This window comes from Pararhizobium sp. P1_E7 (assembly GCF_056405855.1).
The window spans coordinates 1-17691 of sequence record NZ_JBFUBH010000057.1 but is presented as its reverse complement, the minus strand read 5'-3'; the positions used below and the strand labels follow the sequence as shown (position 1 = coordinate 17691).

Below are 17691 nucleotides of genomic sequence, written 5' to 3'. Positions count from 1 at the left end.
GTTCTGGGACACGGTTGCACTGACGCGTTCAACATCAGCGACCGCTTCGGTCGATATATTGACTTTCTTTTCCATGGTCGGTATTATAGACTAAATTGGTCAATGGGAGCTAGAGGGCATGTTGGATTTTCCGGTCATCGACAAAGAAATCGCGAACATCGCACCAGACTTTCGCGCGATCAGCGTCTTCGTTGATATCAAGGATGACGCGCGCGGCACCATGGCTCGCAGCATGCTGGAAGAGGCTTGTGATTTTGTCCGAGCTGGAGGGCCTGCCTGGAGTGAAGCACATCTCGCAAGTTGGGCCGAGGCATATAGCCGGTTTGGCGCAAAACCAAATCGGACGCCCTGTTCTGCACAGGCGCTGAAGAAGCGGGTGGAGAAGGACGGCCGTATCCCTTCGATCAACCCGATCGTCGATCTCTATAACGCAGTCAGCTTGCGTTTTGCCATACCGGTCGGTGGAGAAAACTTCGACGCCTATGTCGGCAAGCCACGGCTGTCTGTTGCAGATGGAACCGAAACGTTTGACACCGTGATGAATGGGGAGGCCCTAGTCGAAAATCCGTCCAAGGGTGAAGTCATCTGGCGCGACGATATCGGTGTCACCTGCCGGCGCTGGAACTGGCGGCAAGGTACCCGGACCCGACTGGAGACGCTGGGCGGCCGGATGTGGTTCATCTTGGAAAGTTTGGCGACAATGCCTGAGGAGGCGCTAGAGGAGGCGGCCAACATGCTGGTGAACGGTTTAAGGCAGCTGGCACCAGGCTGTGAGGTCTACAGACACAAGATTATAGCCGGCTAACGCGCCGGCGGTAAATCCGAGACAATGGCAGGGTGAGGAACGTGCGCCGTTTAGGCGGCGCGTGCGGACGTTCGCGTCCATTTTTTACACTCGCAACCACGAATGATGGCGCTGTCAGATACGGCGATGGCGAAGCTTTGCCCGCGGAGGAGTGGGCCAACCCTCGCAAGTCAATGGAGGTGAAATGTACATCGAAACAGTCAAGCCAGCTTTGCTGGTGAGCGACGTTCACAAGAGCTACGGCGCGCACAAGGTGCTGAAGGGGATCTCCCTTTCAGCGGAGAAGGGCGACGTGGTCTCGATCATCGGATCTTCGGGCTCAGGAAAGAGCACGTTCCTGCGCTGCATCAACTTCCTCGAAATTCCGGACCAAGGAACCTTCCAGATCAACGGCGAAGACGTGATCTTCCGCAAGGGCCGTGACGGCAAATGCCACCCCGCCAACTGGCGGCAGATCGAGAGGCTGAGAAGTGGCCTCGGCATGGTCTTCCAGAGCTTCAATCTCTGGCCGCACATGACCATTCTCCAGAACGTCATCGAGGCCCCGATCCACGTCCTGCGTATCGAGCGCAAAGCGGCGATCGAAAAGGCCGAGGCGCTACTGGCCAAAGTCGGTCTCTACGACAAGAAGGACACCTACCCCGCCTTCCTTTCCGGCGGCCAGCAGCAACGTGCGTCAATTGCCCGCGCGCTCTGCGTCGATCCGGCAGTGATGCTGTTTGATGAACCGACCTCGGCGCTCGATCCGGAACTCGTCGGCGAAGTGCTCAAGGTCATCCGTGGGCTGGCCGAGGAAGGCCGCACCATGGTGATGGTCACCCACGAGATGAAGTTCGCACGCGACGTTTCCACCCGCGTCATGTTTTTGCATCAGGGCCAGGTCGAGGAAGTCGGTCCTCCCGCCCAGGTCTTTGGTGCACCCACCAGCGCACGCTGCAAGGAGTTTGTTGCAGCCGGTTCGCATTAAACCACCACCATCCCAACAGAAAAAGGGGAACCTTATAATGAAGCATTTGGGAAAAGCTCTGACTGTCGCAGCAATCATGCTGGCGACGAGCGCTCAGGCGGAAATCCGCTTCGGCGTGGTCAATGAGGCCTATGCGCCCTACACTACGAAGGACGCTTCGGGAAAAGCGATTGGCTGGGAGATCGATCTGATGGATGCGATCTGCAAAGAGCTGAAGGAACAATGCACGATCGTCGACGTCTCCTGGGACGGCCTCATTCCGGCTCTGGAGAGCAAGAAGATCGACGTGATCTGGTCTTCGATGTCGATCACCGACGAGCGCAAGAAGCGCATCGATTTCACGGACAAATATTACTCGGCTCTCGCCGGCATGATTGGCGCCAAGGATGGCGTCATCGGCGCGACCGCCGAGCAGCTGAAAGGAAAGACCGTCGGCATCGCCGTGTCGACGACCCAGTCGGCTTACTTCAAGAAGCATTTCGCCGAAATTGCGACCGAGAAAAGTTATGCGACCGTCGATGAATCATTCCAGGACCTCGCGTCGGGCCGCGTCGACTACATCTTTGCCGACACGGGACCGCTCAAGGAACTCCTGAAAACCGATCTCGGCAAGGAGTGCTGCGAATATAAAGGCAGTGTCGAGGCAGATGATGCAGTTCTTGGCGCTGGCGTCGGCGGTGGTGTCCGCAAAGGCGACGACGAGCTTCGCGAAAAGCTGAATGGCGCGATCAAAGCTGTCAGGGAGAACGGCACCTATGCCGAGTTCAGCAAGAAGTACTTCGACTACGACCCCTATTGAGTCCACGGGCGAGGCGGATTTGTCACCAGCCGTTGGTGGCAAATCTGCCGGTCCTGTTCTGGAAGGCTTCCCATGAGTTCCTCAAGTTCCATTCTGGACATGCTGTCGATTTCCCCTCCCGGCTGGGGCGGCGTATTGATCACCGGCGCGTTCGCGACCCTGTTTATCTCGTTTGGTGCCTATCTGTTTGGAATGGTGCTGGGCTTGTTCGGCGCACTCGGCAAGTTGAGCGGGTTTGCCCCACTGCAATATGCTCTCAATGTCTATACGACGATCGTCCGCGCCGTGCCGGAGCTCATCCTGATCGTCTCGCTTTACTATGCGGGAACGGATGGCCTGAACCGGATCCTTGCCATGGCGGACCTTGGCCCAGTCGAGGTCAATGGCCTGGTCGCGGCAATCGCGGTGCTGGGCTTTGTTCAGGGCGCCTACATGACCGAGGTTTTGCGGGGCGCGATCCTCGCCATTCCTGTTGGACAGCTTGAAGCCGCCAAGGCCTTTGGGATGCGGCCAGGCTTACGCTTCCGCCGCATCGTCTTGCCGGCTCTCATCCCCAATGCGCTGCCCGGCTTTGCCAATCTCTGGATGTCCGTGATCAAGGACAGCGCCCTGATTGCCGTCGTCGGCTACCAGGAACTCGCTCTCGCTGCCCGCGTCGCCGCGAGCAACACCAAGCAGTACATGGTCTTCTTCCTGGCTGCGGCGGCACTTTATCTCGTCATCACAATTCTATCGAACCTGCTGTTCTCCGCATTCGAAGCCTACTTTCGTCGCGGCCAACGACCAGTAGCGTAGGAGGCGGACATGGATTTCAGCTGGATTTTCGAATACCAGGACTTGCTGCTCTATGGTGCCTTCCTGACATGCCTGCTGCTGACGATTTCGGTCACGCTGGGATTTGCGCTCGCTATCCTCCTGGCGATTGCCCAGGTCGGCCGTGGTTCCATCGCCCGTTGGCTCTCCAAGTCGTACTGCACATTCTTTCGCGGAACGCCTTTGCTCATCCAGCTTTGGCTCATCTATTACGGTCTTGGCTCGTATCTGCCGCATATCCCTGGATTGCGGAGCAGCTTTCTTTGGCCGGTCTTGCGAGAGGGATTGTTCTTTGCGGCGTTGGCCCTGACGCTCAACTTCGCCGCTTACCAGGGGGAGATTCTTCGGGGAGYCATGCTGGCGGTCCCGAAAKGAGAACTTGAGGCTGCACGCGCCGTTGGCATGTCACCCTGGATGATCCTGCGCCGGATCTGGTTGCCGAGAGCGATCCGGATTGGACTGCCAACATTTGCCGGCGAGGTCGTCCTGCAACTCAAGGCGACACCGATCGTATTTTCGGTGACCGTGATGGATCTCTACGGTGCTGCCTACAAAATCCGCCAGGATACGCTCCTCGTCTACGAGCCACTCCTCCTCGTCACCGTCTTCTACGTCAGCCTGACTTTCCTGATCACGCAAGGGTTCCAGAAACTGGAAAACGCCATCCCGGTCAGGCGCTGAGGCACTCCCCAACCACTCACTTCAACAAAGAGGTTAATTATGTCGAGACCAGACAAACACGATCTATCGACGCTCTCCTTCAATACGCTGTCGGTGCACGGCGGCAACGAAATCGACAAGACATCTGGCGCTATTCGCACACCGATCGTGATGGCGAATTCGTACGAACTTCCTTACGACCCTTCTACAATGGACTGGTCGGACACCGAGAGCCCCTCCTATACGCGCAATTCCGGCCACAATCAGATCGGCCTGCAGCGCAAGCTCGCGGCCATAGAGGGCGGCGAGGATGCAGCAGTCTTCGCAACGGGCGTCGCGGCGCTTCACGCGGTGTTCTTTACGTTCTTAAAGAGCGGCGACCACGTGATTGTCGGTGACGTCACCTATGAGGCCGTGTGGCGACTGTTTTCAGAGCTTTTGCCGCAGCGTTACAATATCGAAGCCACCTTCGTTGACATGGGCAACACGGATGCCGTCCGAGCCGCCGTGCGCCCGAACACCAGACTGATCCATACCGAGACCATTGCCAATCCGACAACCAAGGTTGCCGATATCGCGACGCTGGCCTCAATCGCAAAACAAGCGGGCGCGCTCCTGTCGGTGGACTCGACCTTCACCCCTCCCCCATTCTTCCGCCCGCTCGCACTTGGTGCAGATCTCGTCATCCATTCGCTGACGAAATACATCAACGGTCATGGCGACGCGATGGGCGGGGTCGTCATCGGCTCGAAGCCGCTTATCCATCACATCAAGGCAGACGCGCTCGTCGATCTCGGCGGCACGATTTCCCCGTTCAACGCCTGGCTGATCATGCGAGGCTCAGTGACTTTGCCGCTGCGCCTGAAGCAGCAGTTTTCATCGGCAGAGATCGTCGCCCGGTCCCTGGCAGCCGACAAGCGCGTCGCCTATGTCACCTATCCCGGTCTAGACAGCCATGACCAGCACGCGCTTGCCAGAACGCAGTTTGCTGGCAAGGGCTATGGCGCGGTCATGGCTTTTGCCGTCGATGGCGATCCCGATACGCAGAACCGGTTCGTCGCACATCTCAGGGTCATCACGTCCGCCGTCTCGCTTGGTCACGACGAGAGCCTGATCGTCCATGTCGGTGGCAGTGGCCGCGGCGGCTCCGATCGTTACCCGCCGAACTTCCAGAAATACGGGCATCTGCGGCTTTCGATCGGTCTGGAAGACACCGAGGATCTGATTGCTGACATCAGTAACGCCCTCGACGAGACGTTCGGGCGAAGCTGAACACGAAGTCGAGTTGGACATGAATTGCCCCTCGCCGGGCAATTCATGTCGCCGTCAAAGCCTGATGCGCGGTAGACCCGGAGGTCCGCCAGGAAGGATATTATGTACTGGATAATCCTGTTCGTCGCCGGCCTGCTTGAGGTCGTCTGGGCGTTCTACATGAAGAGATCCGACGGTTTCACGCTGCTCATCCCGTCGGCAATCACCGTCATTGCGATGATTGCCAGCGGCGTGCTGCTGTCCCTTTCGATGAAGGTGCTGCCGCTCGGTGCCGCCTACACGGTTTGGACAGGGATCGGTGCAGTTGGCTCCTTTCTGCTCGGAATGGCGATCCTTGGAGAGCCCGCGTCGCCCATGCGTTTGGCAGCGGGCGCCTTGATCGTGTCGGGGATTCTCATGATGAAGCTCGCCAGCACCTGACCTACGTCCGGCAGCAGATTGAGCAAAGTGCGCTGCTCTTTGGTCCGTTTGCCTGGTTCCTGCAGAGCAATCCGCATCCCATGCTTACCCTCATAGACTTCACTGGAGGATCGTTATGACAGTTTACAATATCGCACTTATTGGATTTGGCGGCGTCAATCGCGCCCTGGCCGAACTCATTGCCGCCAAGAACCAGCTCTGGGAGCGCGATCTTGGATTCCGCCTGAATATCGTCGCCGTGAGCGATCTCTATCTTGGCTCCGTGATTTCGCCGAACGGTCTTGATGCGAGGACCCTGGTCGAGGCGAAGTTCGAAAAGGGCGGCTTTGGACAGCTTTCCGGGGGAAGTGCCGAAGCCGACAACGAGACCATTATCAAGACCGCACCCGCAGACATTGTCGTCGAGGCAACGTTCACCAATCCCAAGGACGGCGAACCTGCTGTCTCGCATTGCCGCTGGGCGCTTGAGACCGGCAAACACGTGGTTACCACCAACAAGGGCCCGGTCGCCATTGAGGCCCAGGCGCTCAAGGCGCTGGCAAAGGCCAACGGTGTACGCTTCGAGTACGAGGGCGCCGTGATGAGCGGTACTCCGGTCATTCGCATGGCTGAGAAGACGCTTGCCGGCGCCGAATTGAAGGGCTTCGAAGGAATTTTGAACGGCACCTCCAACTTCGTCCTCGGTCGCATGGAAGCGGGTTTGGATTTCGCATCCGCTGTGAAGGAAGCCCAAGAGCTCGGCTATGCCGAGGCCGATCCCACCGCCGATGTCGAAGGTTTCGACGTTCGTCTGAAGGTCGTCATCCTGGCAAACGAACTGCTTGGTGCAAATCTCAAGCCCGAGGATGTAAGCTGCAAGGGTATCTCCGGTCTTTCACCTTCCGACATCGAGGATGCGGCACAGGCAAACAGCCGCTGGAAGCTCATCGGGGCTGCGGTCCGCAATGACGATGGCAGCGTGACAGGCAGTGTTGCACCGAGGCGGCTTAGCCTCGATCATCCCCTGGCAGGCGTCAACGGCGCCACCAATGCAGTATCGCTCGACACCGAACTGCTGGGCGCCGTGACGATCACCGGACCCGGCGCTGGCCGCATCGAAACGGCCTATGCGCTTCTTTCCGATATCGTCGCCATTCATTCCACCGGCACTTCTCCCATCGCTAAGGAGGCTGCATGATGCACAACCTTGCACTCACCCAAACGAACGCTCCTGCAGAAATTGCCGTCACCAGCCCGTTCGACGGTACGCTGGTCGGAACGGTCGTGGAAACCTGTGCCGCAAGCGTGAACGCGCTGCTGGAGCGGGCAAGGCGCGGTGCGCAGATTGCCAGAACCCTGCCCCGTCACAAGCGGTCCGCGATCCTTGAAAAGGCCGCTGCGGCCATCGAAGCCGCGCGCGAGGACTTCGCGCTTCTCATCGTCAAAGAAGCGGGCAAGACGATTACGCAGGCTCGCAAAGAGACAACCCGGTGCGTCAATACGCTCAAGCTGTCTGCCGACGAGGCCAAACGCAATGCGGGCGAAGTCATCCCGTTCGATGCCTACGCAGGCTCTGAGTCCCGCCAAGGATGGTACACGAGAGAACCGCTGGGCATCATTGCCGCCATCACGCCCTATAATGATCCGCTCAATCTCGTCGCCCACAAACTTGGCCCGGCAATTGCCGGCGGCAATGCCGTACTTTTGAAGCCGTCCGAACTTACCCCTCTCTCTGCTATCAAGCTCGTCGAAGTCCTGGTCGAAAGCGGTCTACCCGAGGAAATCATAACGGTCGCGATTGGCGGCCCTGAGCTTGGAAAGGCTCTCGTTGCCGCGAGAGACGTTCGCATGGTCTCCTTCACCGGTGGCTTTGCCACCGGCGAGGCAATTGCCAAAACAGCAGGCCTCAAGAAACTTGCCATGGACCTTGGCGGCAATGCACCCGTCATCATCATGGAGAATTGCAACTTCGATGCGGCTGTCGAGGCTTGCGTATCCGGAGCCTACTGGGCGGCAGGTCAGAACTGCATTGGCACACAGCGAATTCTGATCCAACGGCCGATCTATGAGCAATTCAAAGCGAAGTTCGTCGTAGAAACCAGGAAGCTCAAGACCGGCAATCCTTTGGAAGCCGACACCGATGTCGGCCCGATGATCTCAGAAAAGGCGGTCGGCAGAGCGGCCGCAATGGTCGAACGGGCGCTCGCTGCCGGTGCGACGTTGCTTTGCGGCCATAAACCAACTGGAAACCTCTATCCGCCGACAGTCCTGGAGAATGTTCCAGCCTCCTGTGACGCCTGGACCGAGGAAGTGTTCGCGCCGATCGTCATTCTTCAGGCCTTCGATGGGCTGGCGGATGCGATCGATCTGGCAAACAGCCCCGAGTACAGCCTTCACGCCGGCATTTTTACAAACGACCTGGAAGGGGCGCTTGAGGCTGCAAGCAAGATCGAGGCTGGAGGCATCATGATCAACGACTCCTCCGACTATCGGTTCGATGCAATGCCGTTTGGCGGCTTCAAATATGGCAGCATGGGCCGCGAGGGCGTCCGGTTTGCCTATGAGGACATGACCCAGCCTAAGGTCGTGTGCATCAACCGCCTGAGGACGTAACGCCAGGCCGGCTCAAATCCATCGGCAACTCAGGGAGTAAAAATGTTCAAGGGTTCCATTACCGCGCTTGTCACGCCTTTTGCTGATGGTCGCGTCGACGAGGCCGCCTTGCGCGACCTCGTCGAGTGGCAGATCGAAGAAGGATCCTTCGGTCTCGTTCCATGCGGGACAACGGGGGAAAGTCCGACGCTCAGCCATGCCGAGCATAAGCAGGTGGTCGAGATCACCATCGCGGCCGCCAAGGGCCGTGTGCCCGTCATCGCGGGCGCCGGCTCAAACAGCACCTCGGAAGCAATCGACTTCGTCCTCCATGCGCAGGACGCCGGCGCCGACGGTGTGCTGATTGTCGCGCCCTATTACAACAAGCCAACCCAGGAAGGGATCTACCAGCATTTCAAGGCGATCGATGCTGCGGCCACCGTTCCGATCATCGTCTACAATATTCCCGGCCGCAGCGTCATCGATATTCAGGTCGAAACGTTGGCCCGCATATTTGGAGACTGCCCAAACGTGAAGGGCGTCAAGGATGCAACCGGCAACCTGTTGCGCCCGTCCCTCGATCGTATGGCCTGCGGGCACTCGTTCAATCTCCTGACCGGTGAAGACGGCACGGCGCTCGGCTACATGGCGCATGGCGGACATGGTTGTATCTCGGTGACGGCGAATGTCGCTCCGGGCCTCTGCGCTGACTTCCAGCAGGCCTGCCTGAACGGCGACTTCGCCGCCGCCTTGAAGCTTCAGGACCGTCTGATGCCCCTGCACCGGGCGCTTTTTCTCGAAACCAACCCTGCTGGGCCGAAATATGCCTTGCAGCGTCTCGGTCGCATACGTGGGGATCTGCGGCTGCCACTCGTTACGATCAGCCCTTCCGTTCAAGAAGAGATCGATAGCGCCATGCGCCATGCGGGGATCCTGATTTGATGGACAAGACAAAGCTTGCTGAGCGTATCGAGTCAGATCTTATCGGGCCGCTCGCTATTCCTCGACACGTCCTTTACGGCGTCCATACACGGCGCGCGGAGCAGAATTTCGACGTATCGGGCCTGCGCCTGAGGGATTTTCCTGAGCTCATCCAGTCGATGGCGATGGTGAAAAAGGCTTCTGCTCTCGCCAACATGGAACTCGGGCTTCTTTCTGCCGAAAAGGCCGAAGCGATCTCTCAAGCATCCGACGAACTCATCGCGCTCAATGATATCGATGAGAACTTTCCCGTCGACATGATGCAGGGAGGGGCCGGCACCTCGACCAACATGAACGTGAACGAGGTTCTGACAAACCTCGCTCTTTTGAAGATGGGCGCCGACGTCGGTGAGTATTCGAGGCTGCACCCCAACGACGACGTCAATCTGTCCCAGTCGACAAACGACGTTTACCCAACAGCTATCCGGCTGACGATCTTGCGAGCATGCGAAGGGCTTATCGCAGCTGAGGTCGCGCTTCGCGACGCCTTTCGCGGCAAGGCCACGCAATATGCAAGCGCTCTAAAGGTCGGTCGGACACAGTTGCAAGACGCCGTGCCGATGACCGCGGGGCAGGAATTTGAAGCCTTCGCTGAACTCATTGACGAGGATATCGTCCAGATCCAGTACGCCTCTAAGCTTCTCAAAGAGATAAACCTCGGCGGCTCGGCGATCGGCACGGCAATCAACGTACCCTCAGGCTTCGCGCAGTTGGCCTGCGGTCACCTGTCCCGAATATCTGGCTATCCGTTAATCCCTGCCCGCAACTTCATCGAAGCGACATCGGACACAGGCGGTTTCGTCTCCTTTTCAGGCGTGCTCAAGCGAATTGCGGTTAAATTGACCAAGATCTCCAATGACCTCCGGCTCCTAAGCAGTGGACCCCGCGGCGGTCTGGGTGAGATCCGCTTGCCGCCTGTTCAAGCCGGCTCGTCCATCATGCCTGGCAAGGTCAATCCCGTCATCCCGGAGATGATGAACCAGATCACCTTTCAGGTCATCGGCAATGATCTGACGGTGACGCTCGCCGCAAGTGCCGGCCAGCTCCAGCTGAACGCCATGGAACCCGTCATCGTTCTGAATATCCTGCAATCGATGCGCATGCTGACCAGAGGCATGGTGATTTTAAAGGAACGCTGCATCGATGGCATTGAAGTTGACGTCGATCGTTGCAAGGCGTTGCTCGACCAATCTCTCGTTCTTGCCACCCCATTGGCTACGCTGGTCGGATACAGCAAAGCGGCATATCTCTCTAAGAAGGCGCTGATCGAGAAGAGAAACTTGCGGGATGTCGTCGAAGAAGAAAGCGTTCTGACCGAAAGCCAGGCTCATCAGATTTTTGGAGACGCCGCGGAATTTGCCAATGTCTCGAAGACTATGCGCGGTTGAACGGAGGAAAGAATGGCCGTTTTCACAGAAATATCCGACGAGGACCGAAACTCGATTGCGGTTGCCTACGGCATGACCTCCCTGTCATCGGTGATTGGTATTGCTGACGGCGACAGGGAAACAACCTATCTTTTCCGGGCTGCGGAGGGTGAGTTCATCGTCACGCTGTTCGAAAATGGCGCCGAACCGCTAGATCTCGAGCGGGCGTTCGCAACGATGGAGACGCTGAACAACAGCGGTATTCCCTGCCCGAAACCAACGCGCACGATTGATGGCGATGCAACCCTCCGGGCGGCCGGCCGTCTCGTTGCCGTCGTGAGTTTCGTATCAGGTTCGTCGACAAACGATCCACCGCCAGGAAAGTGTAAAAGCCTTGGCCGCCTCATGGCGCGGATCCACATGACCCTGCAAGGAGGCAAAAAGCACTCTCTAAATGAGCTGCCTGCCGGTCCTCTGCATGGAGCCTTGATACCTTCTAACGTCTTCTTCCTTGGAGACGACGTCAGTGGGGTTATCAACTTTCGGCTTCGGCACGATGATGTGCTGATTTCCGAGATTGCCGAGGTTCTCGTCGGCTGGGCGAGCCTGCCGACTGGAGAGCTGGACGAAGAGAAAGCCAGTGCCATTCGGGCCGGATATGAGAGTGTAAGGCTCCTGACTGAGGCAGAAACAACGGCACTTCCCGCGTTTGTCCTCGCATCCGCCGCCAGACGTTATGCCGCTGAGAAGGACAAGACCAGCCTGCTTCAGGCTGCAGTTCGCGCCTTTGAATCGACGGGATTTGGAGCAGCAGCGCGGCAAGCGGAACGCGGTCCGGCATGAAATATCTTCTCGACCGCATTGACGAACAGATCCTTGCCGCCTTGAAGTTGAACGCGCGCGCATCTCACGCTGAGCTGTCAGCTAAGGTGAACCTGTCGCGCAATGCCGTTCGGGTTCGCATCGAACGGCTAGAGCGCGAAGGCTTCATCAAGGGCTACACGATCGTCACCGGCGATGGCGGAAACGACAGTCACATCACCACTGCATTGATGTTCGTCTACCGCCAGGACCGCATGAGAGGCGGCGAGGTCATCCACGCTTTGCGAAAGATTCCGGAGGTCGTCGCCTGTGATGTGATGACAGGCGATTTTGACCTACTGGTGAGGGTCGAGTCTCCGGAAGCCGATCGCATTCGCCAGATTTGGCAGCTGATATCGGAGCTGCCCGGCGTGCGTGATACCCTCACGGCTTTCGCTCTATCCTCGGTCATTCGGAAATAGGTGTCAGGACCCGAAACTGGACATCCGGACCCGCTGTTGACGGACAATTGAACGGCCTTCGAAGGGGCGACGTGTCACCTGCTCGACCCGATGCCAATTTCCCTTGTCCCGGAAGCCTGTCGTCGAGAATGCTGACTCTGTCGATGGTGGGACGCGGTCCGTAAACACACCTCTAGAGACGACTTACTCAGATCGAAGACTCAAGTTGGTGGCTGCAATCTCTATTGCGTCTGCCAGTTCGACTTCGCCCTTGGTCCGTAACCCTTCAGCCGCACCGCGCATGTCTGAAACACCGTCATCCTGACCGAGTTTGGCCTTTCCTTCGAACGAGCGAATTTCGATCTCGATGCCGACTATCTGCTTCAAGAGTTCGTCTATATATTCTCTCGGGCCATCACTCATTTTCCAAGGCTGCGCGCTCTTGGCCTCATGGGTCTTCGTAAGCTTCGCCACAACGGTCCGAACATATCGATCATCGTCTCGAATAATGGCTCGACCATGGGCATGCACCGTCCGGTAATTCCATGTTGGAACCTGTCGACCCGTTTCCTGTTTGCTTGGATACCAGTTAGGGGAAACATACCCGCTGGGGCCACGAAAGATAACGAGGACTTCATCGTTCGTCGAAACATCCCTGAGCACAGGATTAGCGCGCGAAACGTGGCAATGGAGCCGGCCAAGACTTTCCTCAGCCACGTCAAGCAAGAAGGGGAGATGATTCGCATCTAGACCATTCTGACCATACGTGACGAGGGTACCTAAGGGGTTGTTTCGGATGAGCTCGTGATGGCTGACTGCGGAGTTGTCGGCGAAATGAGCAGGCACATACATGTCGCTCTCCCCAATGAGATGGATATCTCAAAACCATGCCGGTGAATTGGCTCCCGGACATCAATCCGGTCCCAGGATGGCTCGTTAAACTTATCCAACGAAATAAGGAAACAATCCGGGATGTGAAAGAGCCAGTTGCAAACGATACGACTAGGCCACTTTCGACGACCACGCCAGCGCGCGCGCTCGAAGGACGCAGCCAGTGCCGGGGGAGATGAGAGCGGGTTCCCAACGCCTTTGCGATGTCTAAGCCCGACAAGAGCTCAGGAGAGCGATCGTGGCATCGCTCAGTTGGAAAGCATTTGGCGCGGCGATTAAGGCAACCGCCAACGACACGATCAGTCCGGTGAAAACAGCGTTGAGTGTGCTGCTTCGCCCGCTCGCCAGTGTGGCGATGACCACAAATGGGGGCAGCGCCCAAACAATATAAGGCAGTCTTCGCAGGGTCTCCCTGGGCTCCTCTGGCACCAGGTGCTGGGCCGACCTGCTCTACCTCACCTCAGCTGGATCGTACCTGAGGAGCGAAAGGCAGTCGGCAACCTTGCGTTTGGCCGGCTCCGAGAGGGGCAAAATCGGCAGCGGCGGCTCCGCCTGGCAGAGCCCGAGCAAGTCAGCAAGCACATAGACCGACCGAAGGCTGGAGAACTGCTTGAAGAGGTTCCAGATCGGGGTCAGGGCGGCATCGAGCCCGCGAGCCTCTGCAATATCGCCGGTTTGAGCCGCCCTTACGATGCGCAGACATACGTCGGGCATGATCCCGGCAAGCACACTATACCAAGTGTCAGCGCCACAAATCATGGCTTCTGCGCAGTTCCAGTCGCCGCTGTATCCGATTGAGAAATTGTTGGGCGTGGTTCCTCTCTGATCAACGAGATGTCCCCTGATCTCGTCACTATTTTCCGTCGGGTTCTTGATGGCCACGATGCCGGATACCTTGGCCAACCGCGCGACAAGTGCCGGCGTGAAGCGGAAATGTGTTGTACCGGGGTTGTCATAAATGACGATTGACAAGTTGCTCTCGCGGGCAACGGTGGAGAAATGCTGGAAGACTTCATCCTCTGTGAGGCGCGCGTAGGAGACGGCGGAAAGCAGACCTGCGGTAGCACCCATAGCTTTGGCATCCTGAGCCAGCCTGACCGCGTCGTCGGTTCGCAACGCCCCAACCCCAGCGACAACCGGTATGCGGCCGCCGGTTTCCTCCAGCGCTAGCGCAAGAGCCCGACGGCGTTCCTCGCGCGAGAGGTACATGTAGGCGCCGGTACTGCCGAGGACACCGATGGAATCGACCTTGGCCGCGGCAAGACGGGCAATCAGCTTGCGGAGTGCTTCGGCGTCAATCTTGCCGTCGCGGTCCATGGGCGTGATAGGAAATGCGGATAGCCCACTCAAAAAGGTCATTCCATGCTCCGATAGTCGTTCTGTTCGCTGAGATATTTGAATGGCGATGCTATAGTTCCGTTAGAGCACCTGAAGGGCTTGACGAAGATCGGCGATCAGATCGCCAACATCCTCAAGGCCGACAGAGAGACGGAGAAGGTCTTCCCCGACCCCTTCGATCAAGTGCGCGTCTTTCCGGATCGACTGGCGTGCCCGTGTTATGCTCGCTGGATGATAGATCAGACTGTCGGTGTCACCCAGGCTTACGGCACGCGTCAGCAACTGCAGCCGATCAAGCATTGTCCGAGCACCGTCGAACCCAGCATGAAGGCCGAAGGCAAGCATGCCCGACCCATCAGACATTTGCTTGCGGGCAATCCTCTGATCGGGATGGGAGTCCAGGAACGGATAGCTCACCCAGGCGACGGCGGGGTGCCCCTCGAGCACGCGCGCGATCGAAAGCGCCGAAGCACTGTGTCTCGCCATCCGCAGAGACAGCGTCTTCAGGCCGCGCATGATGAGGAACGCGGAGTGCGGCGATAATGTCGCCCCGGTGATGTAGCGCAGGCCGGTTTCGTGCAATGTATTCAGCGTTTCAGCATCGCCAAGCAGCGCGCCACCGAGTGTGTCGCCATGACCGTTGATGTATTTCGTCAGAGAATGCAGCACGATGTCGGCGCCATGTTCGATCGGGCGTTGCAGGGCTGGCGAGGCGAATGTGCTATCGACCGCAACTTTGACATTCCGTTTGTGAGCCCGCTCTGCGATCGCCGAGATGTCGAGAATAGCGCTCAGCGGATTGACCGGGGTCTCGAAATAGACCAGGCGGGTATTCTCCGTGATAGCCGCGTCGAGGTTGCGCGGATCCGAAAGGTCAACGGGGACGACCTTGATGCCGAAGCGAGGCAGACCTTGCTCGACCATGGCAACCGTATTCGCGTAAAGCGTCTTGTGCACCACAAGCTCATCGCCCTGTGACAGCAGTGACAGGACCAAGGTGCCGAAGGCCGCCATTCCGGTCGATACCACGAGACCCGCCTCGGCTCCTTCAAGGTTTGCAAGCCTTTGCTCGAGAATCTCGGTCGTTGGGTTGTATTCGCGGGCATAGAGCCTGCCGCCCAGTGCTGCCGCGGCGTCATTTGCTGCCACACTTTCAAAGCCGTAGGTCGACGTCATAAACACCGGAGGCTGGACCGCTCTCGAGAACCCGGCCGGATCGAACGCGTGATGGATTGCACGGGTATCAAACCCAAGTCGCTCGCCCCGTGGTGGATCGGAAGCGTCCTGGAAATCGCCATATTCGCTGCCGCCAGTCATCGCTTCGCACTATCCTCTTTGCTTTCGACCAGAGTGGCAGCATACTGGTCCGGAAGAAACAGCCAGTTATGCGGAAAGAAAATGGTCCAGTTGACAAGTCAGGCAACAGCTGATCGCGCAAGGAAGATGGGCGCACGCCAGATCTACGAGGCACTCAAGGATCAGATCGTGAGCCGCGTTTATGACACCGGCGGTCAACTGCCGTCATCTCGAAACCTGGCGAACGAGCTTGGCGTGTCACGAACGACGGTGACGGTCGCCTATGAGCAGCTTTCGGCGGAGGGTTTCGTAGAACTGCGCCAGGGCGCCAGACCGCGGGTCCCGGCCTTGCCATTCGGACAGCGCCTGAAAGCCGCCACGGGGCAGCAACAGAGTGCTCAGCACCTGTCGGCCTATGGCGAGCGACTCAAGGCGACACCGCCATGGCTCGATTATCTGCCAAGTTCCGTCATGATTGATTTCCGTTATGGCGATCTCGCCCCGGCCGATTTCCCCGCGCTTGCATGGAGGAAAGTCGTCAACGCAGTCATGGCTCAGCGACCGGGCCGATTGGCCTACGACGACCCGCGGGGATCGTTGCGGTTGCGGCAAGCATTGCAGGGGTATCTGTGGCGCGCCCGCACATTGCGGTGCGAGCTGGAGCAAATCATCATCGTGAATGGCTCTCAGCAAGGGTTAGATCTTTGCGCAYGGCTTCTGCTTGACCCTGGCAGCGACTTCGTTATGGAAAACCCCGGCTATCGCATGGCGCGCCAGATCTTCGCCAGCACCGGCGCCTCTCCGGTCTCCATAGCCGTCGATGGCGAGGGTCTGCAGACCGAGCTCCTGGAGGCTGTGCGAGCCAGGCTGGCCTATGTCACACCTTCCCATCAGTTTCCGCTCGGCGGCGTCATGCCGATTTCGCGCCGCCATCGGCTCCTCGAATGGGCGCGGGAAAATGAAGCCTACGTGATCGAGGACGATTATGACAGCGAGTACCGCTATGATATTAGTCCGGTGCCCCCTCTCCATAGTCTGGAAGCTGGACGCAACGTCATTTATCTCGGAACKATTTCCAAAACACTGTCGCCGATGATGCGCATCGGATATCTCGTTGTGCCGCCGGAACTGCAGGACGTATGCGCAACCGCCAAGCAATTGTTCGACAGGCATTCACCGGTAACCGAGCAGGAAGCCCTGGCATCCTTGATCGAAAGCGGCGGGTATGAAAGCCATGTGCGGCGCGTACGGCGGCTAAACAGAGATCGCCGGGAGACGTTGCTGAGTGCGCTGCAGCGCGCGTTCGGCGAACGGATCACCGTGGAGGGGGCCGACGCCGGATTGCATGTCGTGGTCTGGTTCAACGAATTGCCGAGGTCGTCCGAGACACGTTTGCTGCACATCGCGCAACGTGCCGGCATTGGCGTTTATTGCATCTCACCTCTTTATGAGCCGCAACCAGGCACGGCGACGGCGGACAGGCTCGGACTTGTCATGGGCTATTCAGCGTTAAGCCCGAGGCAGATTGAACGGGGGGTCCAACTGCTTCAGACAGCGATCGAGACAGTAAAAGAAGAATTTTGAAGTTGCATTCGGCATATCCAGACCCAGACGATCCACGACAGGCCTTTACCCGACGGCAGCCAGTCGCATGAAAATTGAAACTGGACCAGAAACAAGTCATCAAACTGGCACTGTCGAGAAGACCAGTTCTCCGCCAAAGTTCATCAAGAGCGGCGACGGGTGCAATGACTGCCGGGATTTGTCGTTCCACAACCAAGCACCAGTATGCACTAAACAAAGGTGAGATGGTCTTCGCTTGAAGGTCCGAACCGAGGCTTGATGGGGCTGACGCATGACTTGGCAGGGTAAACTGCTTCATATCCATATTGCGCCCGCAGCTTCCTACGAAATGGAAGAACTGGCCGAAGCGCAACTCATTGCGGGCCGTGGGATTGTTGGCGACCGCTACTATCTCGGCACCGGAACCTATTCTCCGAAGCCGGATGTTCGCGACATCACACTGATCGAGATCGAGGTTCTCGAGGCGATAGCCAAAGGTGAGCCAAAGATCCCGGGGTTTAAAGCCGCACTTGCGCCTGAGGATCATAGGCGCAATCTGACTACCCGCGGCGTTCCTCTCAGTCATCTTCTCGGCAAGCGCCTTCGGGTCGGCGAAACAATTCTTCGGGCAGCGCGGATGAACTTTCCGTGCAAGTATATCGAGGAGTTGCTCGGCAGTCCCGGCC

At 58.1% G+C, this 17691-nt stretch carries 19 protein-coding genes; 16 read left to right on the top strand and 3 right to left on the bottom strand.

All coding sequences use genetic code 11. The annotated features are described in order from the left end of the window. Window positions 1-118: 118 nt before the first annotated feature. The 13 genes from AC1D17_RS24160 to AC1D17_RS24100 all read left to right on the top strand — a co-directional run bounded on the left by AC1D17_RS24160 (window position 119) and on the right by AC1D17_RS24100 (window position 11938). Window positions 119-805 (top strand): B3/B4 domain-containing protein, encoded by a 687-nt coding sequence (locus tag AC1D17_RS24160; protein WP_477567829.1) that lies wholly within the window; start codon window positions 119-121, stop codon window positions 803-805. Between the two features lie 184 nt (window positions 806-989). Then, the gene (locus AC1D17_RS24155) at window positions 990-1772 is read left to right on the top strand and encodes an ABC transporter ATP-binding protein (protein ID WP_477567828.1); all 783 of its coding nucleotides are present in this window, start codon (window positions 990-992) and stop codon (window positions 1770-1772) included. Between the two features lie 37 nt (window positions 1773-1809). Continuing rightward, complete coding sequence (locus tag AC1D17_RS24150) at window positions 1810-2571, top strand: transporter substrate-binding domain-containing protein (RefSeq protein ID WP_477567827.1); 762 nt, start codon at window positions 1810-1812, stop codon at window positions 2569-2571. A gap of 72 nt (window positions 2572-2643) precedes the next feature. Continuing rightward, a complete protein-coding gene (locus AC1D17_RS24145; RefSeq protein ID WP_477567826.1) occupies window positions 2644-3366 on the top strand; it encodes an ABC transporter permease in 723 nt (240 codons plus the stop codon). A 9-nt stretch (window positions 3367-3375) separates the two neighbouring features. Continuing rightward, window positions 3376-4065: an ABC transporter permease gene (locus AC1D17_RS24140; protein WP_477567825.1), complete on the top strand. Its 690-nt coding sequence runs from the start codon at window positions 3376-3378 to the stop codon at window positions 4063-4065. A gap of 39 nt (window positions 4066-4104) precedes the next feature. Continuing rightward, complete coding sequence (locus tag AC1D17_RS24135) at window positions 4105-5316, top strand: trans-sulfuration enzyme family protein (protein ID WP_209856344.1); 1212 nt, start codon at window positions 4105-4107, stop codon at window positions 5314-5316. A 102-nt stretch (window positions 5317-5418) separates the two neighbouring features. Further along, entirely contained in the window at window positions 5419-5736 is a 318-nt protein-coding gene (locus AC1D17_RS24130) for a DMT family transporter (RefSeq protein ID WP_209856341.1), read from the top strand. A gap of 115 nt (window positions 5737-5851) precedes the next feature. Next, window positions 5852-6913: a homoserine dehydrogenase gene (locus tag AC1D17_RS24125; RefSeq protein WP_477567824.1), complete on the top strand. Its 1062-nt coding sequence runs from the start codon at window positions 5852-5854 to the stop codon at window positions 6911-6913. Then, the gene (locus AC1D17_RS24120; protein ID WP_477567823.1) at window positions 6910-8328 is read left to right on the top strand and encodes an aldehyde dehydrogenase family protein; all 1419 of its coding nucleotides are present in this window, start codon (window positions 6910-6912) and stop codon (window positions 8326-8328) included. Before AC1D17_RS24125 ends, AC1D17_RS24120 begins: the two co-directional genes overlap by 4 nt. A gap of 42 nt (window positions 8329-8370) precedes the next feature. Beyond that, window positions 8371-9249 (top strand): 4-hydroxy-tetrahydrodipicolinate synthase, encoded by an 879-nt coding sequence (dapA, locus tag AC1D17_RS24115; RefSeq protein ID WP_477567822.1) that lies wholly within the window; start codon window positions 8371-8373, stop codon window positions 9247-9249. After that, complete coding sequence (locus AC1D17_RS24110) at window positions 9249-10676, top strand: aspartate ammonia-lyase (protein ID WP_477567821.1); 1428 nt, start codon at window positions 9249-9251, stop codon at window positions 10674-10676. The genes dapA and AC1D17_RS24110 overlap by 1 nt, the downstream gene beginning before the upstream one ends. Before the next feature lie 12 nt (window positions 10677-10688). Further along, the gene (locus AC1D17_RS24105; RefSeq protein WP_477567820.1) at window positions 10689-11498 is read left to right on the top strand and encodes a phosphotransferase; all 810 of its coding nucleotides are present in this window, start codon (window positions 10689-10691) and stop codon (window positions 11496-11498) included. Next, complete coding sequence (locus AC1D17_RS24100) at window positions 11495-11938, top strand: Lrp/AsnC family transcriptional regulator (RefSeq protein WP_436103065.1); 444 nt, start codon at window positions 11495-11497, stop codon at window positions 11936-11938. The genes AC1D17_RS24105 and AC1D17_RS24100 overlap by 4 nt, the downstream gene beginning before the upstream one ends. 183 nt (window positions 11939-12121) lie before the next feature. Here the strand turns inward: AC1D17_RS24100 and AC1D17_RS24095 are convergent, their stop codons facing one another. Further along, window positions 12122-12769, bottom strand: coding sequence for an FMN-binding negative transcriptional regulator (locus AC1D17_RS24095; RefSeq protein ID WP_477567819.1), 648 nt, complete (start codon window positions 12767-12769; stop codon window positions 12122-12124). 277 nt (window positions 12770-13046) lie between these two features. Between AC1D17_RS24095 and AC1D17_RS24090 the strand changes: the two genes are divergently transcribed. Then, window positions 13047-13199, top strand: coding sequence for a hypothetical protein (locus AC1D17_RS24090; RefSeq protein WP_477567818.1), 153 nt, complete (start codon window positions 13047-13049; stop codon window positions 13197-13199). Between the two features lie 59 nt (window positions 13200-13258). Here AC1D17_RS24090 and AC1D17_RS24085 read toward each other — a convergent pair whose 3' ends face one another. Next, window positions 13259-14167, bottom strand: a complete 909-nt coding sequence (locus AC1D17_RS24085; protein ID WP_477567817.1) for a dihydrodipicolinate synthase family protein — start codon at window positions 14165-14167, stop codon at window positions 13259-13261. A gap of 60 nt (window positions 14168-14227) precedes the next feature. Beyond that, the gene (locus tag AC1D17_RS24080) at window positions 14228-15463 is read right to left on the bottom strand and encodes a trans-sulfuration enzyme family protein (protein WP_477567816.1); all 1236 of its coding nucleotides are present in this window, start codon (window positions 15461-15463) and stop codon (window positions 14228-14230) included. Between the two features lie 81 nt (window positions 15464-15544). Here AC1D17_RS24080 and pdxR point away from each other — a divergent pair, with 81 nt between their 5' ends. Both pdxR and AC1D17_RS24070 read left to right on the top strand, forming a co-directional pair. Beyond that, window positions 15545-17026 (top strand): MocR-like pyridoxine biosynthesis transcription factor PdxR, encoded by a 1482-nt coding sequence (gene pdxR, locus AC1D17_RS24075; protein ID WP_477567815.1) that lies wholly within the window; start codon window positions 15545-15547, stop codon window positions 17024-17026. Between the two features lie 271 nt (window positions 17027-17297). Continuing rightward, window positions 17298-17691: MOSC domain-containing protein (locus AC1D17_RS24070; protein WP_477567814.1), on the top strand; the 394-nt coding region annotated here is incomplete at its 3' end.